This is a genomic window from Mucilaginibacter sp. (genome assembly GCF_965277465.1).
GTDB lineage: Bacteria > Bacteroidota > Bacteroidia > Sphingobacteriales > Sphingobacteriaceae > Mucilaginibacter.
Map to the genome: position 1 here is coordinate 345,406 of NZ_CBDICW010000002.1, position 23,075 is coordinate 368,480.

Sequence of the window (23,075 nt, forward strand, 5' to 3'; positions counted from 1 at the left end):
GAGTATTGTGTCATTTTCAATTGAGAAAAGAACAATTTGTGGTTTGCGGCTGTATAGATAGGAGCATATCCTGATTAAGGGCATAACGCTGAAAACTTAAATTACGATTACCCCCATACCGTAAAATGAAAAAACTTATTGTATTTGATCTTGACGGTACCCTTGCCGAAAGTAAGGCTGCCATTGATAAAGATATGGCTACCCGTTTAGCTGCATTGCTAACGGTGGCAAAAGTGGCCATAATATCAGGCGGCGACTGGCCGCAGTTTCAAAAACAGGTGCTGGCAAATTTGCCAAAAGGAAAAAAGCTGCAAAACCTGTTTATCCTGCCCACTTGCGGTACTAAATTCTATCAGTATAAAACAGGCTGGAAACAGCTGTATGCCGAAAACTTTACCGATGCACAAAAAAAGAAGATCATTGCATCATTAAACGAAGCGGTTGATGCATCGGGCTATAAGGCAAAAAAAACCTGGGGCGAAACCATTGAGGACAGGGGCAGCCAGGTAACTTACTCGGCACTGGGCCAGCAGGCACCCTTGGATGAAAAGAAAAAGTACGACCCCGACTTTAAAAAACGGGATAAAATAAAAAAACACCTGGATAAGCTGATCCCTGAGTTTGCCGTGAACTTAGGCGGGGCAACCTCTGTTGATATTACCAAAAAAGGGATCGATAAAAAGTATGGCATCCATAAGCTGCGCGATATACTGGATATAAAGATCAGCGAGATGATATTTATTGGCGATGCGCTGTTTCCGGGTGGTAATGATTATCCAGCTAAACAGGCAGGTGCGTTCTCGGTCCGCGTAAGTGATCCAAACGAAACAAAAAGGGTAGTTGAAGGTATTATTGGCTGCCTTGACGAAAGCGGGCATTTTAAAAAAGGATTTTAATTGATCTGGCAAACAGAAAGTTGATAAAGTTATGGTTGATGTAAGAAAAGACGGCGTAATATTAAGAACGACAGCGCTTGAGTTTGAAAATGAAGGTGTTTTGAACCCTGCTGTTATTAAAGAAGGGAGTGCCATTCACTTATTTTACCGGGCGGTAAAAAAAGGTAATTTTTCGTCCATAGGTTACTGCAAGCTTGATGGCCCTCTGTCGGTTATTGAGCGCAATAAAAGCCCGCTGCTATCACCCGAGTTTGATTACGAAAAGCATGGGATGGAAGACCCACGTATTGTTAAAATAGATGATACCTATTACCTTACTTATATTGCCTTTGATGACGTGAATGCGCTTGGCGCGGTGGCCACATCTACAGATTTAGTCAACTTTAAAAAGCAGGGTATAATAGTGCCTAAAATTAGTTTTGAAGATTTTGACCGCCATACCAAAAATAATTCCGCTTTAAACGAAAAATACCTGCGTTATAACAGGGATGCTAATTTTTTAGCTGACAAGGATGTTGTTTTTTTTCCAAGACGAATTAATGGCAAGCTGACTTTTCTGCACAGGATTAAGCCAGATATACAGGTAGTTTCGGTTGATAGTCTTGACGATCTTACGGCTACATTTTGGGAAAATTATTTTTCGCACTTTGCCGATCATATTTTACTGACACCCAAATACCCGCACGAGGTAAGCTACGTTGGGGGCGGATGCCCACCCGTAGAAACAGAACATGGCTGGCTGATGATATACCACGGCGTAAAGGATATGGTAAAGGGGTATGAATATTCGTGCTGTGTTGCATTGCTTGATCTGGATGACCCCCGCAAAGAAATAGCACGCTTACCTTACCCCTTATTTAGCCCAGAGCTTGATTATGAACTTAAAGGCGATGTGGATGATGTATGTTTCCCAACCGGTACCGCATTGGTTGGCGATATTTTATACATCTATTACGGTGCCGCCGACGAACTGATAGCCTGTGCCTGTGTAAGCATTACCGCTTTAGTTAATGAACTGCTTACCATAGCCAAAGCCGGGCCGTTAGCAAGTATTGGTTAAACCAATACTGCCCCGCCATCTATAATAATATTTTGGCCCGTTCCGTACTGTTGTTTCATCAGGTACAAAAAGGTAAGGGCTATATCTTCGGCTTCGCCAACACGTTTTAAAAGCAGGGCTTCGGCTTGCGCCGCGTATAGGTTTTCGCGGTCAGCTTCAGCCATACTTCCCCATAAATTGGTTTTAATAACTCCCGGCACCACACTGTTTACACGGATGGGGGCAAGTTCAACAGCCATTGCCCGCACAAAGCCTTCCATTGCGCCGCAAATACTGGATGCTATTGACCAGCCCGCACCCGGCCTTGCACTGGCAGTGCCACTGGTTAATGATATGGAGCCACCTTTATTAATATGAGGTGCACCATATTTAACGGCAGCTAAGGCTCCCCAGTAACGCAGGTTGAAAAAACTACGGGCTCCATCAATTTCTGTTTCGCTGATGGTGTTGAGTTTAAGGTTTTCTCCGGCGGTGTAAACCAGGTGATCAAAGCTGCCAATGCTGTTGAAAAAAGCTTTGATGTTAGCCTCATGACTTAGGTCTAGAGCAAAACCTGTGTTGCCATCGGGCAATTCTTTTAACGCATTATCAATACGCTGTTGATTGCCAGATACGATAACCACGTTTGCACCTTCGGCTGCTGCCGCTTTAGCAGTTGCAAAGCCTAAGCCCGAGCTGCCACCTAATATAATTACCCTTTTACCTTTTAATACTGAACTGATTTTTATTTGAGCTTCCATTTGTCTTATTGTTTTTAATAACACAAAGGTCTGTTGTTTTAAATAGGTGGCACTTAACAAATGGTAAATTCGATAAGGGGGATAGCTCTTTTTATCAGCTTTAAAAGTTATTCGGGCCTAACCTGCTTAATCACAGCAATAATATCCTCATTACCCAGGGTAGCTTCAGCCTGCTGGTAGGTTTCAAAAGCGGCATCGCCAAGCGGGCTTGCCATACCAATATCTTTTGCCAGGCGCAAATCCTTTGCTATATGTTTAAGGGCAAAAACAGCCTTATAGTTATCATTAATTATAGCATCACCTTTTATTTTAATAAAGGGGCTGGCCAATGCACTGTTATTTACAAGGGTTAATAAGTCAGTAGCTTTAAGCCCGTTCTGTTGTGCAAAAACAATGGCCTCTGCCAATGCCTGCGCATGGATACTTAACAGGGTATTGATCACTAATTTTGCAGTGTTACCGGTACCGGTATCACCAATATGCATTACTAATTTACCCATTTTTTCTAAAACGGGCTTGGCTTGTTCAAAAGCTTTTTCGTTACCGCCGGCCATAATAACCAGCAGGCCATCCTCGGCTTGCTTCACACTGCCTGAAACGGGTGCATCTAAGTAAAAATTACCCTGCTGTTCACACAGTTGAGCCATTTTTTTGCTGATAGCCGGCGATACCGTACTCATATTAATAATGAGCTTGCCGTTGGTTTTGGCGCTTAGCAAACCATCATTACTGTTAAAAACAGCATCGATGGCGTCATCGTCCGATACCATGATGATCACTATATCTACCTGTTGTATCAGCATTGCGGGGCTTGCTGCTGTTGTTGCACCAGCCGATATTAATGGCGCTTCTTTTTCTTTATTGCGGTTATAAACGCTTAAGGTATATCCTGCCTTTATTAATTGCTGCGACATGGGGATTCCCATATTACCCAGCCCTATCCAGCCTATTTTTGTTGTGCTCATTATGTTATGTTCTATAATATTGAATTGCTAAGTTGAGCAATAATATTGCCGGGTTGTTTATCAAATGGTAAAATTGGTAATTTAATTATCACAGCTTGCGGTACATAATATAGGCATTGGTAAGCCCATACTGCTGGTGGTTAAAAGCATCCGGAATTTCGCCAATAATACGGAAGCCTAATTTTTCCCAAAGGCGTACGGCTCTATCATTGCTTTTAATAACAAAATTAAATTGCATGGCCGTGTAGCCAAGCCGTTTAGCTTCTTCCATAGAAAACTCGCACATGATTTTGCCTATACCCATACCCGTAGCATTGGGTGCGGTCATATAACCTGCATTGGCAATGTGGGCGCCCAGGTCGGGCTGGTTATCTTTTAAAACAAATGTGCCAACTATCCGGCCCGCAATGGTAGCCACATAGGTATGCTTTTCAGGGTCGCACCAGTAAGCAAGCATTTTTTCTTTGGGCGATGCAGGGTCAAAAACATAGGTATCGCCTTTGGCAATTACTACTTTAATAATATCCCATATCTGGTTTTCATCTTCGTGTGTTGCTTTCCTGATGGTTATCATAATCGTCGGCTATTAATTTTTTTTACGGATCCGGCTAAGGGATTGTGGAGTAATACCCAGGTAAGATGCAATATCTTTTAAGGGTACACGTGGTGCAATATCAGGGTTTTGCTTAATAAACAGCTTGTACTGGTTTTCTGCATCCTCCCCAAGGTAAGTATTCCTTACGTTTACTTTTTCAATCAGCCTTAAATTATTTTGCTCATAAATAATCTCTTTTATATAGGGAAGTTGCTCATATAGCTCCAGTAAGCGTTTTTTAGTTATTACCAATACTTCGGCGTTGCAGCAGGCCTGTATGGCCCCGGTTGATGGTACTTCGTCATTAAAGCTCTGCAGTATGGTGCAAAGCTGGTTCTCTTTATAAAAGTAGTGCGTTAGCTCAATCCCCTTTTCATTAACTGATACTATGCGCAATACCCCCTTGCAAACAAAGTATAACTCGCGGCATACCCGGCCTTCACCCTTAAAAAGATACTCACCTTCTTTAAATGCCTTTTTTTCAAAATATAAAGAAATGATTGCTTCATCTGCGGCAGGTATTTGCCTTAACAATTTCAGGTAAGCAATAAGTGGGTTAACCATACAGCAAATATTGAATTAATATGAGTAATTTGAAATATTAGCCGGATATTCAGCATAGATTTATAATCCTCTCCTTATGACCTCCCGGGTCGATGACCGGCAGAATAGTACATGGTTTTCGGGCCACCTGCGTATGCCCTTTTTGTGATTTTACGGTTTTTGGTAATAAAAAGCCCATTTGAAGCTAAAAACTGGCCTCCATGACTTTACATTAACAGTATTTTGACAATTAAATGAATACGCTTGGTAATTTATCGCTGTATATTTGCCTAACGGTGTTAAATTATTTAATGCCTAATTGAAATGGCAAGCAAAGACAGGATATTACGTTTGAAAGAAGAAACCAGGTGCAACATACTGGATGCTGCTCTTCAAATTGTTAAGGAAGAAGGATGGCAGGCTTTAAGCATGCGCAAAATTGCCGATGTTATTGAATACACAGCTCCTATTATATATGAGTACTTTTCGAATAAGGATGCCATTTTGATGGAGCTTACCCGCAAAGGCTATTTAATATTATCAAAAGAGCTGCAGGATGCAAAGGATAAACACCGTTTACCAGCCAAGCAATTAGAAGCCATGTGGCTTGCTTACTGGAACTTTGCCTTTGCAAATAAAGAACTTTACCAGGTTATGTTTGGCATACAGATGAACTGTTGCTGTGACCTTGTAAAAACATTACCCGAGGCACAGGCCCCGGCACTTTTATTTAGCACCGTAATAGGTGAACTAATGGGTGTTGATGATTTAGAAGCCGATACTATTTGCACAAAGTACTATACCTTTTGGTCAATAGTACATGGTTTAATATCTATCAATATAGTAAGCAGAGGCTCATCTGACGAGATTAACAGACAGGTTTTAAAAGATGCCATTGGCGGCCTGATCCACTCCATGAAAAAATAGTTTTTTGATTGGATATCTACACTGTTAAATATTAACAGCGCTAAAAAATAATAATAAACAGAACTATTAACAATTCAAATACATAAGCTATGGAAACATCAAAACTAAACCCGTCACAATTATTTAACACTGTTAAACAGTTTAACACCAATAGATCAGCTTCATTATGCTGTTTGAATTTTTAGATTAATTACCAAATAATAAAACAAATAACTCCATATATAATAAGCCAAAAGGCAACCCTAATGCAATCATTAATATTAAAAAATAACCCAACCATGAAAAGTATCTATTTAGCACTCATAGTGCTTACACTATACAGCTGCTCAAAACCACAAGCGCAATTAGCGCCGCCGCCACCCTCGTTACCAGTGGCAACTATAACAGCAGGTAATGACACTACTTACCAGGAATACCCGGCATCAATTGAAGGTGTGGTTAATGTTGAAGTGCGCCCGCAGGTAAGCGGCACGCTTGATAAAGTATTTGTTGACGAAGGTGCTTTTGTAAGTGCAGGCCAGCCAATATTTAAAATTAACGAGCAGCCTTACCGCGCATCATTAAACAATGCATTAGCAAGTTTACATGCTGCCGAAGCCGCACAGATCAACGCACAAATTGAGGTTGATAAATTAACTCCGCTGGTACAAAACAAAGTAGTTTCTGAATACCAGTTAAAAACCGCCAAAGCAGCTTATGATGTTGCCAAAGCAAACATTGAACAGGCTAAAGCAAATGTATCAACCGCGCAAATTAACATTGGTTATACTTTAATAAAAGCACCTGTAAGCGGTTACATTGGCCGTTTAGTTAAAAAACAAGGTAGCCTGGTTACCCCGGCTGATGTTGAGGCACTAACCCAATTATCAGACGTGCACGATGTACATGTTTATTTTGCCCTTGGCGAACAGGATTTCATCAACTTTAAAGAACAATACCCGGGCGCAACTTTAAAAGATAAATTAAAGCAACTGCCTTCAGTTTCATTATTGCTTGCTGACAATACACAATACGCCCGTTTAGGTAAAATTGACATGATTGATGGTCAGTTTGATAAAAATACAGGCGCTATTACAGTAAGGGCCAGCTTTGCTAATCCGCAGGGTTTATTACGCTCAGGTAATACCGGAAAGATCCGCTTAAGCCTGCAACACAGCAACTCTTTAATAGTACCGCAATCCGCCACTGTTGAAATGCAGGATAAGGTGTTTGTATTTACCGTTGGCGATAGCAGTAAAGTAAAAAAACAAGCAATTGATATTATTGGTAAAAGCGGTGCCAATTACCTGGTTAAAAGTGGTGTAAAAACCGGCGACCAGATAGTACTAAGCGGTATGGACCATTTGCAGGAAGGTACTGTGATACACCCTGAAAAAGCTACAGATAAGATAGCTAAAAACTAATATCACCCTTAAACTTTAAAATCATGTTTCAGAAATTTATAGAACGACCAGTACTTTCAACAGTTATCTCCATTTTATTGGTGATAGTGGGTGTACTTGGTTTAACCAAACTGCCCTTAGAGCGGTTCCCTAATATTGCCCCTCCGGCAGTATTGGTATCTGCTGTTTATCCGGGCGCAAATGCCGAGACTATTTTACGTTCCGTAACGCCTTCGTTAGAAGAAGCCATTAATGGTGTGGAAAATATGACTTATATGACCTCTACCGCCAGTAATGATGGTACTTTGGCTATCACTGTTTACTTTAAACAGGGTACAGATCCGGATCAGGCCGCGGTAAACGTTCAAAATCGTGTATCACAGGCAACCAGCCAGTTACCAGCCGAGGTTGTTCAATACGGTATAACTACTACTAAGCAACAGAACAGCTTCATTGGTGCAATGGCTATCTATTCGGATGATCCTAAAAAATATGATCAAACCTTTGTAGCCAACTACGCGCAGATTAACATTGTACCCGAAATGAAACGTATCCAGGGTGTAGGATCTGCCAGTATTTTTGGTGGTGTTAAGGATTATTCAATGCGTGTTTGGCTTAATCCAAGTCAAATGGCAACCTATAAAGTTACCCCTGCCGAAGTGATGGCCGCCATACAGGACAAAAACCTGGAAGCCGCACCTGGTAAATTTGGAGAGCGCAGTGATGAGGCTTTTGAATATGTAATTAAATACAAAGGTAAACTTACCAAACCCGAAGAATATCAAAACATTGCCATCCGTGCAAATGCTGATGGTTCTGTATTACATTTAAAGGATGTAGCCCGTGTTGAACTGGGTGCTTATTCTTATAATAGTGTAAGTAATCTGAACGGACACGATGGTATCATTATCGGTATTATCCAGCTATCGGGTTCAAATGCCAATGAAATCCAGATTAATATTGATAAGCTGATGGAAAAATTATCGAAAGATTTCCCGGCTGGTATCAAATACAATCAGTTCTACCGTACCAAAACCGACCTTGATGAGTCAATTACCCAGGTTGAGCATACCTTGGTGGAAGCCTTTGTACTGGTATTTATTGTAGTATTCTTATTCCTTCAGGATTTCAGGTCTACATTGATCCCGGCTATTGCGGTACCGGTGGCTATTATAGGTACCTTTTTCTTCATGAACCTGTTTGGCTTCTCGGTTAACCTTTTAACACTGTTTGCACTGGTACTTGCCATAGGTATTGTGGTGGATGATGCCATTGTGGTGGTGGAGGCGGTACATGCCAAAATGGAGCATGACCCTAGCCTTACCCCAAAAGAGGCAACTACTGAAGCGATGCATGAAATTACGGGTGCTATCATATCTATAACCCTGGTTATGGCAGCTGTATTTTTACCGGTTAGCTTTATGACAGGCTCAACAGGTATATTTTACCGCCAGTTTGCGTTAACCATGGCTATAGCCATTATTATATCGGCTGTAAACGCTTTAACTTTAAGTCCGGCATTGGCTGCTTTGTTCTTAAAGAACAAACATAGCGTAGATGGGCACAATGCACCTAAAAAGGGCTTTGTAGATAAGTTTTACGCCGGCTTTAATGGTAGTTTTAATTACATGACCAACAGGTATGTTGGCGGTTTAAAAATCCTGATCCGTAATAAATGGATTAGTATGATTGGCCTGGCTCTTATAGTTGCAGCAACGGTTTTTATGGTAAACAGAACCAAAACCGGCTTTATTCCTACCGAGGATCAGGGCTTCGTGGCTATCGCCGTTAATACGCCTTCAGGTACATCATTAAGCGGAACTAATAAAACGTTTAAACAGGCCGAAGATGCACTGAAAACTTTACCATCAGCAAGGTTTGTTACGGCCTTATCAGGTTTTAACTTCTTAACGCAATCAAGCAGTCCATCAGCTGGTGTAATCTTCCTGTTGTTAAAACCTAACGAAGAAAGGGGCGCTGTTAAAAATATCGACGATATTCAAAATATAGTAAGAGGAAAATTAGGCGCTATACCTGGTGGTACTTTCTTCGTGTTCAGCTTTCCCACTGTTCCGGGCTTTAGTAACGTAGAGGCTATGGATGTGGTATTGCAGGATAAAACAAACGGCAGGCTGGATAAATTTAGCGGAGTCGCCAATAACTTTATTGGCAAGCTAATGCAGAAACCTGCTATTGCCTTTGCCTTTACATCATATAAAGCAGATTATCCTCAATTGCAATTAGAAGTTGACGACGAAAAGGCCAATCAATTGGGTGTAAATGTTAAAGACATTTTATCAACTATGCAGGCTTACTTTGGTACTGCCCAGGCATCAGATTTTAACCGTTTTGGGAAATACTATCGCGTTATTGTTCAGGCCGACATTGCCGACAGAACAGATCCATCGGCAATTGACCGTGTGTTTGTTAAAAACAAAACAGGCGAAAATGTACCTATCAATACCCTGGTTAAATTAACCCGTGTTTATGGTTCAGAAACGGCCTCACGTTATAACCTGTTTAATTCTATCGAAGTAAATGCAATCCCTAAACCGGGTTACAGTTCAGGTGATGCGATAAAGGCTATCCAGGAAACGGCTAAAGAGCAATTACCGGCTGGTTTTGCTTATGAGTTCTCGGGCCAAACCCGCGAAGAAATTTCTTCAGGCGGGCAATCAGCAGTGATATTTATGCTTTGTTTGATATTTGTATATTTCTTATTATCAGCACAATATGAAAGCTATATATTGCCATTGGCTGTAATACTTTCAATACCTACAGGTTTATTTGGGGTGTTCGTTGTATTAGGTTTAACAGGTATCGAAAACAACATTTACGTACAGGTGGCCTTGATAATGCTCATCGGGCTGTTGGCTAAAAACGCCATTTTGATTGTGGAGTTTGCAGTACAACGCCGAAAGGCCGGGCATGGCCTGGTTCAGTCGGCAATTGAGGCGGCACAACTCAGGATTCGTCCAATTGTCATGACGTCACTGGCATTTGTATTCGGTTTATTCCCGATGAGTATTGCAACCGGTCCGTCGGCACAAGGTAACCACTCTATAAGTATTGGTGCCGCAGGCGGGATGGTTTCAGGCGTATTGTTAGGACTGTTTATTATACCTGTACTTTTTGTGATATTTCAGGGACTACAGGAAAGGCTAACCGGCATACCCGTAGCTTTATTAATGGATGGAAAAGATCCTGATGCAGTAAATGGTAAGCATGTTAAAAAGCTGCAAGGCGAATTACTATAATTTAAGAATCATTTCGATCATGAAAAAATATATAACCGGGTTTGCCTTAGTGCTGGTAATACTAAGCGCCTGTAAAGTTTCAAAAGATATTGAAACACCCAAGCCTGCGCTTCCTGCTACTTTCAGGAATGCCGCAGCAACTACAGCTGATACCAGCAGCATTGCAGATATACAATGGAAAAGCTTTTTTACCGAAGCTACGCTGCAAAAACTGATTGACAGCGCTATCATTAAAAATTATGATATGCAGATAGCTGTTAAAAACATTGAGGCTGCGCAGTTACAGTTTAAACAAGTGAAGTGGAACAATGTGCCGGAGATAGGTTTAAATGTAACTGCCAACTCTCAACGCCCGTCAGACAATAGCCTTACCGGTTTGAGCCTGAGTCAGTACAATATCGGTTCAAAACATATTGAGGACTACTCTGCCAATCTTGGCCTTTCATGGGAAGCCGATATTTGGGGAAAGATCCGTAGCCAGCAAAAAGCTGCATTAGCTACTTACCTGCAAACTAACGAGGCCCGGAAAGCTATCCAGACAAACATTGTAGCCAGTGTATCGCAAGGTTATTATAACCTGCTGATGCTGGATGCACAGTTAGATATTGCCCAAAAGAATGTGAGGCTTAATGACAGCACCCTGCGTATTGTTAAACTGCAGTATGATGCAGGGCAGGTAACCTCATTAGCCGTACAGCAAACTGAGGCGCAACGCTTAACAGCGGCCGAACTTGTACCGCAATTTGAGCAGAACATTGCCATACAGGAAAATGCCCTGCGTATTTTAACCGGCGAACTTCCGGATAAAATTGGCCGTACAGCCAGCCTTGACCAGCTGAGCATTCCTGATAACCTGGCAACCGGTGTGCCATCAAACATGGTTAGCCGCAGGCCCGATGTTAAAAGTGCCGAGTTAGCTTTAAATATTGCCAACGCAAACGTAGGTATTACCAAAGCACAGCTGTACCCATCATTAACTATTACAGCAAGTGGTGGCTTAAATTCATTTAAGGCAAGTAACTGGTTCAATATCCCGGCATCCTTATTTGGTATGGTAGCCGGTGGTATTGCGCAACCAATATTTCAGCATAAAGAATTAAGAACGCAATACGAAGTTGCCAAGGTTGACCGCGAAAAAACAGTTTTACAATTCCGCCAGTCTGTATTAAACGCCGTTGGCGAGGTATCTGATGCGCTGGTTAAAATTGAAAAACTTAAATCGCAGCAGGCCATTGCCACTACCAGGGTAAACACTTTGCAACAGGCTACCAGCAATGCAAACTTGCTGTTTAAAAACGGTATGGCAACTTATTTAGAGGTAATAACCGCCCAAAGTAATGTATTGCAAGGCGAGTTAGAGCTGGCATCCATAAAAAGAGATCAATTAAGTGCCGTATCTGAACTTTACCGTTCGTTAGGTGGCGGCTGGAAACAATAAAACCAGTAATTATGAAAGACTGTTTAAACCCTAAATGGAAAGTGATGTTTTACCTGTTGAGCGAATGGCGCGCAACACTAATAGTATGGCTTTCTATAGTACTTGTTGAAATACTGATGAACATGTAATTTCATCTGTGTAAGCACAAACAATCAGTTTTCAATTATAACAAAGGCCCCTTCATCATAAAAGGGGCCTTTGCCGTTAAAAACACATTGTGATGTATGTCAGTATAAAAAGTCATCAATAATATACCCTTTCGCAAATGTTTAACCATTCCGAAACAGTACTTATTTATAGAACTGATTAAAAGTATTCCTTAACAAGCTGATGGTCCATGACTACTCCCAAAAGGGTACCTGTTTACACGGCCATGCGAATGATCGCAAAATGTGTGGTCCCGGTGTAGTTTTTGAACGATGACCTGGCGGGTTAATAATTCGGGCTTGGTAGTTTCAGTCTTATCAGGCTGATTAACTGTAGTAGTTTTTTTCTTCATGATGACTTCTCCTTAAATTTATAATTGGTATACTAAAGTTAAATACTAAACAGCTCATTTCCAATAGATTTATAAAGAAAAATTTAAATAGGGCAAAGGTATTTATGCCGATAATATTTGTAAAAATATTTGAGTGATTTTGATGATAATAAGGTAAAAACATGCAAGTGATGATAAGGTATCAAATATTGGGTGCTTTGAAAATGTCAATAAAACATTTATATAGCTTGTTTAAATAATAGCAATGCCCTATACTTGTTTATCCATCAGTCCTTTTTATACAAAAGATGATGGCATAGCCAGATATAACCATCCTTTAATAGGGCCATTTACATTAATTATGTTTAAACCAACAGCCATAGCCGCATGTATAGCAGTTTTTGTATTGCCTGCCATCAGCAGCAAAACTATTGCACAGGTAATTACCATCCCGGTAGAAACACAGCACAATGCGCTGATACTGCAAACCGATGCTGAAAAAAACCTGAAAATGGTATACTTCGGCACAAAACTTAATAACACGGCCGAATACGAGCAGATCAAAAAAATGTATCGCCAGGATGATGATTCAGGAGTGCTTGATGATGCTTATACACCGTCGGGCTCAACCAACCTGGCCGAACCCGCCATCAGCGTTACCCATGTTGATGGTAATAAATCACTGAATCTTGTTTATGTAAGCCACGAGCTGCGTAAAATAGATGATGATGTTTCGTTGCTTACCGTTACGCTAAAAGATCCGGTTTATGCCTTTGAGGTAAAGCTGTTTTACAAAACCTATTTTAAAGAGGATGTTACCGAGCAGTGGTCTGTAATTAAACACCGGGAAAAAGGGATAGTAACGCTTAATAAGTTTGCGTCGGCTAACCTTAATTTAAAAGGAGCGGGCTTTTGGTTAAAGCAGTATCATGGCAACTGGGCTTTAGAAATGCAGCCCGAAGAAGCCAAACTTACACATGGTATCAAAACAATCGATACCAAATTAGGCACAAGGGCTAACTTGTATGAGCCATCAATGTTTATGGTATCAATTGATAAGCCGGCTACCGAAGATGAGGGAAAGGTTTTGTTTGGTGCAATGGAGTGGACCGGCAACTTTAAGGAAGACCTGGAGTTTGACCCTGCCAATAACCTGCGGATAATTGCCGGTATAAACAATTACGCATCCGATTATCATTTAAAACCAAACGAAGAATTTACCACACCGCCGTTTCTTTATACCTACAGCGATCATGGGAAAGGCGATGCCAGCCGCAAGCTGCAAAGCTGGGCCCGCAAGTATAAAATTGTAAATGGAGAAGGCTCAAGGCTAATCCTGCTCAATAATTGGGAATCAACCTATTTTGATTTTAACGAAACCAAGCTTGCGCAACTATTAAAGGATACTAAAAATTTAGGCGTTGATCTGTTTTTGCTGGATGATGGCTGGTTTGGCAATAAATACCCACGTAATAGTGATAATGCCGGTTTGGGCGACTGGCAGGAAAATAAACAAAAACTGCCCGATGGCATTAGCTCGCTGGTTAAAGGGGCTACAGACAATGGGGTTAAATTCGGTATCTGGATTGAGCCCGAGATGGTGAACCCGGCCAGCGAATTATATAGCAAGCACCCTGACTGGGTAATTAAACAACCCAACCGCCCTGAAAAGTATTTCAGGAATCAATTGGTTTTAGATCTGTCGAACCCCGAGGTGCAGAACTTTGTTTATGGCATTGTTGATAACCTGTTCACCAAAAACCCGGGTCTGGCCTATATTAAGTGGGATTGTAATGCGGTAATCTACAATGCTTACTCGGCCTATTTAAAAAAGGACCAGTCAAACTTGTATGTTGATTATGTGCAGGGCTTGTATAATGTATTGAAACGCATCCGTGCTAAATATCCCAACGTACCTTTAATGCTTTGTTCGGGCGGTGGTGGCCGGGTTGATTATGGCGCCCTGCAGTTTTTTACTGAGTACTGGCCAAGCGATGATACCGAACCGCTTGAAAGGGTATTTATACAGTGGGAATATTCTTATTTTTTCCCGGCACTGGCCAGCTCAAACCATGTTACTAACTGGGGTAAGGAACCTTTAAAATACAGGGTTGATGTTGCCATGATGGGTAAGCTTGGTTTTGATATTGTAGTAAGTAAATTAACAGCTGCCGAGCTTGATTTTTGCCACCAGGCATTAAAAAACTATGATAACCTTAAGGATGTAATTTGGCACGGCGACCAATACCGCCTGCAAAGCCCCTGGGATAATGATGCAGCAGCCTTAATGTCTGTTGATGCGGCACAAACAAAAGCAGTAGTTTTTAATTATTTAGTTAATAACAGGTATGGGTCAGGGACAAAAACCCCTATCCGTTTAAAGGGGCTTGATCCGGTAAAAAAATACAAGGTAAGCGAGATCAACCTTTATGGTGCAGCCAAATCAGCCATAGATAATAACCTGGTACTTACCGGCGATTTTTTGATGACCGTTGGTATAAACCCCAATGTAAACTCAAACCGCAGCAGTGTTGTTTTGCAGCTGGATGAAGTGAAATAGACGTAAACCATCGCCAATAAATAAAAGCGTTCCCGGATATTTCAGGAGCGCTTTTTTGTTTATGGTTAGCTGTAATATAATAAGTAGCTATTTTAAAAAAAATGGTTTATTATATAAGCGTTTAACCGGTTTTACAAAGCTTATATAAATTTGCTATACTACATTAATGTAGTACTTTTGCAACCGATATGGTAAAACAAATTATAATGTTTTACGTTTCTCGTTTGTTTCTACCTCCATTATGGCATATTTTAAACCTATACTTTTAATATTATTATTTTTAACATTAAGTGTGGTATGCATTTCTGTATCAGCACAAAGCACCCAAAATTTCTCAAGTGTTAATGTTAATGACCTTTCTGATGCTCAAATTCAGCAAATAATTCAACAGGCGCAGGCAAGTGGTTTAACTGATGCGCAGCTTTTGCAGCAGGCGCAAAACAGGGGCATGTCTGCCGATCAGGCACAACTGTTACAAAAACGAATTGCTACCTTAAGAGCAACCTCCGGGGCTGTATCAAGCGGAAGCGATACTGCGCAAAGCCAGTCGCGCGTATTGAATTATCAAACCGATAAAAATAATAATACCAGCAGAGCCGATACCGCTAAAGTAAAAATTTTTGGTGCCGACCTTTTCAGGAACAGCAACCTTACTTTTGAGCCTAATCTTAAATTGGCTACCCCGGTTAATTATATTCTTGGACCCGATGATCAGCTTAATGTAAGCGTTTACGGAAACTCGCTTGCTAACTGGAAACTAAATGTATCGCCCGATGGGAATATCAATATCCCGGGTGTTGGCTTATTAAATGTGGCGGGTAAAACAATTGAACAGGCAACAGCAGCCATAAAGGGTAAACTTTTAGCCAACAACTACGCCATAGGCCGCGGTACAAATCTGCAGGTTAATCTGGGTAATATCAGGAGTATTAAAGTTATCATAGCAGGCGAGGTTGTTAAGCCGGGCACTTATACGCTGCCGTCTTTGGCAACCGTATTTAATGCATTATATGCTGCAGGCGGGCCGGGCAATAACGGCTCTTTCAGGGAGATTGATGTAATAAGGAATAACCATATTATCCGCAAGCTGGATATTTATGATTTTTTGGTAAAAGGCGAGCAAAAGAATAACATCACCCTGCAGGATCAGGACGTTATACGCGTGCCAACTTACCGCATAAGAGTACAGTTAACCGGCGAAGTAAAAGTGCCAGCCCTTTTTGAAGTTTTGCCCGGTGAAACGCTTGCCGACCTGTTAACTTTTGCCGGTGGCTTTACCGATCAGGCTTATACCTCGCTTATCAAAGTATCGCAGGTGAGCGATCAGCAGCGCAGGCTTACCGATGTTGCAGAAGCCGATTACAAAAACTATATCCCGCTTCGCGGAGATACTTATACTGTTGACAAAATACTTAACAGGTATGAGAACAGGGTTAAAATAAATGGTGCCGTTTTCAGGCCGGGGGAGTACCAGCTTGATAAAGGTTTAACGTTATTGCAACTGATACAAAAAGCTGCGGGTTTAAAAGAAGATGCGTTTACAGGCTCAGCAAGTATTGTGCGCCTTAAGGCTGATAATACTACCGAGTTTATATCCTTTAACCTTAAAAATATTATTAATAAAACAGCACCTGATATAACATTACAGCGTGAGGATGTAGTGGATATTTCTTCGATATTTCAGCTGCGTAATAATTATACGGTTACCATAAAGGGTGATATCAGGCAGGGCGGGCAGTTTGCTTATGCCGATAGCATGAGTGTAGCCGATTTGATTATTAAAGCCGGAGGTTTCTCTGAGGGGGCAAGTGCAAAACGCATTGAAGTAGCAAGGCGTATTAATGATAGCGACCCTGCTTTAAAAAATAGCAAGGTAGCCAATGTATTTAGTGTTAATGTGGATGCGCTGTTAACCAACCAAAGTGCTGGTTTTAAATTGCAGCCTTATGATATTGTATCGGTGTACAGCTTGCCTGGTTACGAGGTGCAAAAAATAGTTAAAGTTGAAGGAGAGGTTTTATACCCGGGCTATTATACTATTGAAAAAAAGAACGAAAAAATATCCGACATTGTAGCACGTGCAGGTGGCCTTTCAGCTTCGGCAGATGCGGATGGGGGTACATTAAAGCGTAACAATATAGCCATACTTGGCGTTGATAAATCAGGTACCGATACCGCTGCCTTAGTTCAGGAACGGAGGGACCAGTTAAACCGTTTGAAACAATCCTACAAGGATTCGACCAGCGATGTAAACGCACAGCTCAGAAACAACTATGTGGGTATTGATTTAACCAGTATATTAAAAACTCCCGGTACCAGCATTGATCTTATTGTAGAGGATGGGGATGTTTTAAGGATCCCTAAACAACAGCAAATTGTGCGCGTAAACGGCAATGTACTATACCCAAGTGCAGTGGTGTATGATAAAAATAAAACCTTTAAGGGCTATGTATTAAATGCAGGTGGCTTTGCGCCTGATGCGCTTAAATCGGGAGCTTATATAGTGTATCCTAACGGTACAGTAAAGGGAACGCGTAAGTTTTTGTTTTTTAACAGCCACCCAAGTGTTAAGCCCGGAAGTGAAATATATGTACCCAAAAAACCCGTACGCAGAGGAGTATCGCCTGCCGAAATTATTGGTTTAACATCGGGCCTGGCATCTATCGCTGCGGTTATATTAGGAATAATAAGTTTGCATAAGTAATCCATAATTTTAAGCCTCGTTGTATACAGATATAACGATTATAAATTTTTCTCAGCACATGCCCAGCTCTACTACTAATAAGCAAAATAATTCTGACGCCATTTCGCTTGATCAGTTAATGCACCGCCTGCGGTTATCCCTGGGGTACATTAAATCAAAATTGCTTGTTATTTTTTTTATAGCCATTATTGGTGCCATAATTGGATTGTGTTACGTAAGCTTTAAAAAAAATACGTATTCGGCAGTTTGTTCATTTGTGCTTGATGCCGGTAATAAAGAAGGTGGTTTAGGGCAATACGCTGGTTTGGCCTCATTAGCCGGTGTTAGCTTGGATAATGGCGGCGGCTTGTTTGAAGGCGATAATATCCTTGAATTATATAAGTCGCGCACAATGATTGAAAAAACATTGTTGAGCACCGCTACCTTTAATGGTAAAAGTGAGCTTTTGATTGAGCGTTATATAACTGCCTATAATCTGCGCGAAAGGTGGCGGGATAAAGACGGGATCAAGGATATTAATTTCAATGGCGACCCCGGAAAATTTAACCGTACACAGGATAGTATCATTACTGATATTACTAAACAGGTTAACAAAAAGTACCTGAATGTTAGCAAGCCCGATAAAAAGCTGAGCATTATTTTGGTTGAGGTAAAATCAAACGATGAGCTTTTTGCCAAAGAATTTGCCAATAAGATAGTTGAAAATGTAAACACATTTTACGTACAAACCAAAACCAAAAAATCAACCCAGAACGTTCAGATCCTTACCCGCCAGGCCGATAGTGTGCGCAGGGTTTTAAATTCATCCATAAGTGGTGTAGCTGATGCGCTTGATGCGGCCCCTAATGCCAATCCTCAATTATTATCATTAAGGGTACCATCGCAAAAAAAACAGGTAGATGTACAGGCCAGCACTGCAGTATATAGCGAAATAGTCAAAAACCTGGAGATCTCAAAGATTTCACTAAGCAAAGAAACACCGCTGATACAGCTAATTGATACACCCGTATTACCCTTAGATAATAATAAGATCACTAAACTGGTTGGTGCAGCAGGCGGATTTATTTTATTTGCCTTTTTGGGACTGCTGTTGTTTTTTACCATGAGTTTTAGAAATAAAACCAGTTTAAAGTAACCATGAAAAGCCTTAGCAAATTACAGGAGTTAAAAACCGAAATTTTCAGGAAAAAGGATGCTAACGATTTGCATCTAATTGATGGTAAAAAACGGAATATCAGGCTTCTTTTACAACTCTTGTTATCTTTTGGTTATAAAGGCCTTTCAATGATATTGAGCTTTGCCATTGTGCCGCTTTCCATTAATCTTTTGGGTGCCAACGAGTACGGCTTATGGTTAACCATATTCTCATTTGTTAATTTTTTCCTGTTCTTTGATCTGGGACTTGGAAACGGCCTCAAAAATAAAATAACAATCTCCCTTGCCAATAATGATATTAAAAGTACAAGGGCATACATAAGTACGGGCTATTTTGTGTTTGCTGCCTTATCATTAGTGCTCATACTTTTGCTCATATCGGTAATCAGCGTTATTGACATGAACTCCTTTCTCAATACTTCGGGCATTAGCGGGCCTAAAGTAAAACAAGCCATGTTGATAGTAGGTATTACCATCATTACTTCGTTCACGCTTAATTTTGTTTATAATATATCTGCTGCGCAGCAAAAAATATCATTTGCAAACTTAGGCATGGTACTTAATAATGGTATTGCAGTTTTAGTGCTTATCTATCTTAATATTTCAAAAACGCCAATATCTATTACGGTAATGGCAATTATTACGGCCTCGGCACTTATATTGAGCATGCTGATCACTAATGTTGCCTTTTTTAGGCGTAATCCGGGCCTTATCCCATCGGTAAAGGATTTTAGGTCTGATCTGCTAAAAAGCACCCTTAAGCTCAGCACCGGTTTTTTTATAGTTCAGATACAGGTAATCATTATATCGTTTACTGATACCATTATTATTAATAAATACCTGGGTAATTACGAAGTTACCCGCTACAACCTGGTATATAAACTTTTTAACGCCGTTATTATTTTATTAAGCCTGGTATCAATGCCATTGTGGACTGTCTTTACCGAAGCCTTTGAAAAAAAGGACAACCTGTGGATTAAAAATGTATTTAAGCGTTTTAACTACACCATACTTATAGCAACGGTTGTGTTTATATTATTAGGTGTGTTTATTAACCCTGTATTATATATCTGGACGCATCATAACTACCAGATACCCGCACTGCTTATTACTGGAATGATCATTTACCATGTTGCTTACGCCTGGAATTATAATTACTCGGTTTTTTTAAACAGCATTTCGGCTATTAAAGTGCAGTTGCCCTATCTTATTATCACCAGTATTTTAAACATACCCTTGTGTATTTATTTTATACATTTAGGTTTAGGTTCGGCAGGGGTTGTAATAGCTTCTGCTATTTGTGTGCTTCCGTTTTCAATTTTTGGGCCTTATGTGGCTTATAAAAGGGTTAATGCAAATATTTAACAATGGGATTTTTCAGCTATTTATTCCAGGATTGGAAAGCCAATAAGCGCAATATAAAAGGGCAGTATATTTTATTGATGTATCGTTTTGCACAGCAGGTACGCAAAAACAAAATAATGCTGGTTTTCTTTTTCTGGTTTTTGATCATATACACTATTTGGATTGAGTGGATACTTTGCTGCGAGTTATCATGGCATACCAAAGCCGGCCAAAATTTACAGCTGCACCATGGGCATTCGCTGGTGATTAACAGGGGGGTTGTTATTGGCAACAATTGCGTTTTAAGGCAATGTACCACTATTGGTAATAAAGGCGATAAAGATGATCGGTCGCCTGTTATAGGTAATAACGTAAACATTGGGTCAAATACCTGTATAATAGGCAATATTACCATTGGCGATAATGTGATTATAGGAGCCGGCTCAGTAGTGGTAAAAAGTGTGGCGGCTAATTGTGTAGTAGCCGGTAACCCGGCAAAAGTTATCAGGCAGTTATAATATCCGGATATGTTGAATGTTTTGTATGTTTTTGGTGGCGAAAAGGCATCGGGCGCCGAAAAGGTGATCCAGCGCCTGGTAGTGCAAAATATAAACGGGGTAAATGCCCACCTTTTTATTTCGCCGGGCGGTTTTGCACAATCCCTGATCGATGATCCTGATACAGCATTTTCAAAAATTACTTTACTTAACCAGCTAAAAAAACTTAACAGGAGCAGTACCAGCAAACTCAGGTTTTACCTGTTGGGTTTAAGTAATTACTTTTCGGTATCATTTATAGTGCTGCGTTATATCAGCAAGCATAAAATAAATGTTGTGCATGCTAATACCATTGTACCCGCATCGTACTTGTTACCCGCTATATGGTTTTCAAAAATATGCTACCCAAAAGTAAAATGGGTGTGGAGCGATCACGACCTGAAATATTTTTCATCTCTTGATCATAAAATATCATCCCTTTGTGTAAAAGCGTACGATCTGACACTTGCGGTATCTAACGCAGTTAAAAAAAAGTATCAAACACAAAATACCAAGGTTGTAGTATTATATAATGGTTTAAACTTAAATGAGTTTAAAAAGGATGATATACTGCGCGAAAACTTCAGGAATAATTTAGCGGTTAGCGGACAAACCATAGTTATTGGCCTTGCAGGTACCATTGAACCGCGAAAGGGACAATTGGCACTGATAAAAGCTTTTGAAGCTATAAACAGAGAGTTTACTGATTGCAGGCTTTTACTGGCTGGTGTACCATCGGCAGATCATCCTGCTTACATGGATGAGGTTTTGAACTATGCCGGTAAAAATAAGCCAGTAACCTATATTGGTAAAATTAATGATATGCCTGCTTTTTATAATGCCTGCGATATTTTGATAAACAATAGCAACAGCGATGGTAGTGAGCCCCTGGGTACCACCATTTATGAGGCTATGGCCTGCGAAAAAATAGTAGCTGCATCAAACACAGGCGGTACAGCCGAAATTATTGATGATAAGGTAAACGGTTACCTTTTTGAGCCAGATAATGAAGCCAGTATTTATCAAACCTTAAAATATATCATAACACACATTAACGATCAGCAAAAGGTAACAACAAAGGCAAGAGAAAAAGTGGCGGGCAGGTTTAATATTGCAAGTATGGCGGCCAACTATAATTTATTTTTCACCTCAAATAAAAACTAACCGGTGGAACGCAAAGGGCTGGTATTTTATAAATCGGAATTATGGCTAATTGCCATCTGCACGTTTTGCCTGCAAATGCCCGATCTTAAAGTAAGCAGCATAAAAATCTCGGAGTTGTTAATGCTGATGTTGCTGCCCTTCTACATAAAAGAAACCTTTAAAAGCAAAACACTGATTTTATTTTTTGCCTTTTACGTGTTGTTCCTGTTTAAAACTTTTGCAACAAATACCATAGCCCAGTTTTTTATCAACGAGGATTTACCGCTGTTAAAACATCCTTACTTTATCAGCCTTTCGCGCTTTGTGGAGATGCTTGCCTGTATCATATTTTGCGTGTTTATTTTAAATGCCTTAAAGCTTGCCAGGGATCCGCTGCTGCTTATTAAAAAATTCCTCTTTGTTCAGATATTCTGTTTCGGGCTGCTATACATCTTCATTTTTGCTTTATACAAGGCGCATTTGTTACATACCAGTGCTTATGATAACCTTATTGTTTATGATACCAGCGAGGGCGATTTGCTTTACCGGCTTAGAGGTTTTTATGTAGAAGGTGGGCCATTTGGGTTATTCTATGCCTTTTTACTTAGCGTTTGTGTAGGTTTTTACAAAAAGCTTGCGTTAAATAAATGGTATATAATTATTTGTATAATACTTGTGTTAATGGCCAGCTCCAAAGCCGGCTACATGATGGTGGTCCTTACGTTTTTTGTTTTTTTTACCATTAAAATAAAGCACCTTTTTAAAAGTGCGGTTGCAAAAGTTAGCCTGTTTATTGTTGCAGGGGTAGCCACTGTTTATATAAGTACGTTGGTTTTTGACAATTATATTCAGAACCTGGCTGATGTGGAACAGCGTACGGCAAACTTTGCTCCAGGTGAGCTTGACCCCAATTTTATGCTTGGCCGTATTTCGGCGACTGTTATAGTACCCAATATGCTTAAAAATAAATGGGTAACAGGAATAGGCTGGGGGAATTATCCGCTGGTAAGGAACAACCCGCAATACCGTACCTTTATGCCCGAAGTACCAGTAAGTATGTGGGATGCAACAGGCTTCGGCGGTATGCTGGATTTGTTGCTGGAAGCCGGTGTGGTTTTGTTTTTGGTTTACCTGTTTTTGTATTTTAGGGTATCAAAACTTATAAGTAAACACTTTGATCAATCGCCTTACATTATATTATCATACATAGCACCTTTATTGTTAGGCGTTTCTATCTACTTTTTTTACACTTGGTTTTTGCTGGGTATTATACTTTTCTTTTCGCAAAAAACAAAAACTGATATAAACAGTATTGATAGTGAAAAAGGATTATTGACAGAATAGTTAGTTAA

Annotated in this window: 18 protein-coding genes; 13 read left to right on the forward strand and 5 right to left on the reverse strand. The window is 40.3% G+C overall.

Annotated elements, in window-relative coordinates:
• Nucleotides 1–125 precede the first annotated feature (125 nt).
• Both ACQY4U_RS13840 and ACQY4U_RS13845 read left to right on the forward strand, forming a co-directional pair.
• Nucleotides 126–896, forward strand: a complete 771-nt coding sequence (locus ACQY4U_RS13840; protein ID WP_428330031.1) for an HAD-IIB family hydrolase — start codon at nucleotides 126–128, stop codon at nucleotides 894–896.
• A 31-nt stretch (nucleotides 897–927) separates the two neighbouring features.
• Complete coding sequence (locus ACQY4U_RS13845; protein WP_428330032.1) at nucleotides 928–1,956, forward strand: hypothetical protein; 1,029 nt, start codon at nucleotides 928–930, stop codon at nucleotides 1,954–1,956.
• Here the strand turns inward: ACQY4U_RS13845 and ACQY4U_RS13850 are convergent.
• The 4 genes from ACQY4U_RS13850 to ACQY4U_RS13865 all read right to left on the reverse strand — a co-directional run bounded on the left by ACQY4U_RS13850 (nucleotide 1,953) and on the right by ACQY4U_RS13865 (nucleotide 4,820).
• Complete coding sequence (locus ACQY4U_RS13850; RefSeq protein WP_428330033.1) at nucleotides 1,953–2,696, reverse strand: SDR family oxidoreductase; 744 nt, start codon at nucleotides 2,694–2,696, stop codon at nucleotides 1,953–1,955. The two genes, ACQY4U_RS13845 and ACQY4U_RS13850, sit on opposite strands and share 4 nt — an antisense overlap.
• Before the next feature lie 107 nt (nucleotides 2,697–2,803).
• On the reverse strand, nucleotides 2,804–3,661 hold the full coding sequence (locus ACQY4U_RS13855; RefSeq protein ID WP_428330034.1) for an NAD(P)-dependent oxidoreductase: 858 nt from the start codon (nucleotides 3,659–3,661) through the stop codon (nucleotides 2,804–2,806).
• 88 nt (nucleotides 3,662–3,749) lie between these two features.
• Nucleotides 3,750–4,235: an N-acetyltransferase family protein gene (locus ACQY4U_RS13860; protein WP_428330035.1), complete on the reverse strand. Its 486-nt coding sequence runs from the start codon at nucleotides 4,233–4,235 to the stop codon at nucleotides 3,750–3,752.
• Between the two features lie 12 nt (nucleotides 4,236–4,247).
• Complete coding sequence (locus ACQY4U_RS13865; RefSeq protein WP_428330036.1) at nucleotides 4,248–4,820, reverse strand: Crp/Fnr family transcriptional regulator; 573 nt, start codon at nucleotides 4,818–4,820, stop codon at nucleotides 4,248–4,250.
• Nucleotides 4,821–5,123: 303 nt separating this feature from the next.
• On the opposite strand from ACQY4U_RS13865, the gene ACQY4U_RS13870 reads away from it, so the two are divergent.
• The 4 genes from ACQY4U_RS13870 to ACQY4U_RS13885 all read left to right on the forward strand — a co-directional run bounded on the left by ACQY4U_RS13870 (nucleotide 5,124) and on the right by ACQY4U_RS13885 (nucleotide 11,803).
• Nucleotides 5,124–5,726, forward strand: coding sequence for a TetR/AcrR family transcriptional regulator (locus tag ACQY4U_RS13870; protein WP_428330037.1), 603 nt, complete (start codon nucleotides 5,124–5,126; stop codon nucleotides 5,724–5,726).
• A gap of 278 nt (nucleotides 5,727–6,004) precedes the next feature.
• Entirely contained in the window at nucleotides 6,005–7,129 is a 1,125-nt protein-coding gene (locus ACQY4U_RS13875) for an efflux RND transporter periplasmic adaptor subunit (protein ID WP_428330038.1), read from the forward strand.
• Nucleotides 7,130–7,152: 23 nt separating this feature from the next.
• On the forward strand, nucleotides 7,153–10,365 hold the full coding sequence (locus ACQY4U_RS13880) for an efflux RND transporter permease subunit (protein WP_428330039.1): 3,213 nt from the start codon (nucleotides 7,153–7,155) through the stop codon (nucleotides 10,363–10,365).
• Between the two features lie 19 nt (nucleotides 10,366–10,384).
• Complete coding sequence (locus tag ACQY4U_RS13885; RefSeq protein WP_428330040.1) at nucleotides 10,385–11,803, forward strand: efflux transporter outer membrane subunit; 1,419 nt, start codon at nucleotides 10,385–10,387, stop codon at nucleotides 11,801–11,803.
• Nucleotides 11,804–12,122: 319 nt separating this feature from the next.
• Here the strand turns inward: ACQY4U_RS13885 and ACQY4U_RS13890 are convergent, their stop codons facing one another.
• Nucleotides 12,123–12,302, reverse strand: a complete 180-nt coding sequence (locus ACQY4U_RS13890) for a hypothetical protein (RefSeq protein ID WP_428330041.1) — start codon at nucleotides 12,300–12,302, stop codon at nucleotides 12,123–12,125.
• A 244-nt stretch (nucleotides 12,303–12,546) separates the two neighbouring features.
• On the opposite strand from ACQY4U_RS13890, the gene ACQY4U_RS13895 reads away from it, so the two are divergent.
• From ACQY4U_RS13895 to ACQY4U_RS13925, 7 genes are all read left to right on the forward strand, one after another.
• On the forward strand, nucleotides 12,547–14,841 hold the full coding sequence (locus tag ACQY4U_RS13895; RefSeq protein WP_428330042.1) for an alpha-galactosidase: 2,295 nt from the start codon (nucleotides 12,547–12,549) through the stop codon (nucleotides 14,839–14,841).
• Between the two features lie 241 nt (nucleotides 14,842–15,082).
• Entirely contained in the window at nucleotides 15,083–17,545 is a 2,463-nt protein-coding gene (locus ACQY4U_RS13900; protein ID WP_428330043.1) for an SLBB domain-containing protein, read from the forward strand.
• 58 nt (nucleotides 17,546–17,603) lie between these two features.
• Entirely contained in the window at nucleotides 17,604–18,680 is a 1,077-nt protein-coding gene (locus ACQY4U_RS13905) for a lipopolysaccharide biosynthesis protein (RefSeq protein ID WP_428330044.1), read from the forward strand.
• Nucleotides 18,681–18,682: 2 nt separating this feature from the next.
• A complete protein-coding gene (locus ACQY4U_RS13910) occupies nucleotides 18,683–20,065 on the forward strand; it encodes a lipopolysaccharide biosynthesis protein (RefSeq protein ID WP_428330045.1) in 1,383 nt (460 codons plus the stop codon).
• A gap of 2 nt (nucleotides 20,066–20,067) precedes the next feature.
• Nucleotides 20,068–20,562, forward strand: coding sequence for a serine O-acetyltransferase (locus tag ACQY4U_RS13915; RefSeq protein WP_428330046.1), 495 nt, complete (start codon nucleotides 20,068–20,070; stop codon nucleotides 20,560–20,562).
• A 9-nt stretch (nucleotides 20,563–20,571) separates the two neighbouring features.
• Nucleotides 20,572–21,744, forward strand: coding sequence for a glycosyltransferase family 4 protein (locus ACQY4U_RS13920; protein WP_428330047.1), 1,173 nt, complete (start codon nucleotides 20,572–20,574; stop codon nucleotides 21,742–21,744).
• A gap of 3 nt (nucleotides 21,745–21,747) precedes the next feature.
• Nucleotides 21,748–23,067 (forward strand): O-antigen ligase family protein, encoded by a 1,320-nt coding sequence (locus tag ACQY4U_RS13925; protein WP_428330048.1) that lies wholly within the window; start codon nucleotides 21,748–21,750, stop codon nucleotides 23,065–23,067.
• Nucleotides 23,068–23,075 lie beyond the last annotated feature (8 nt).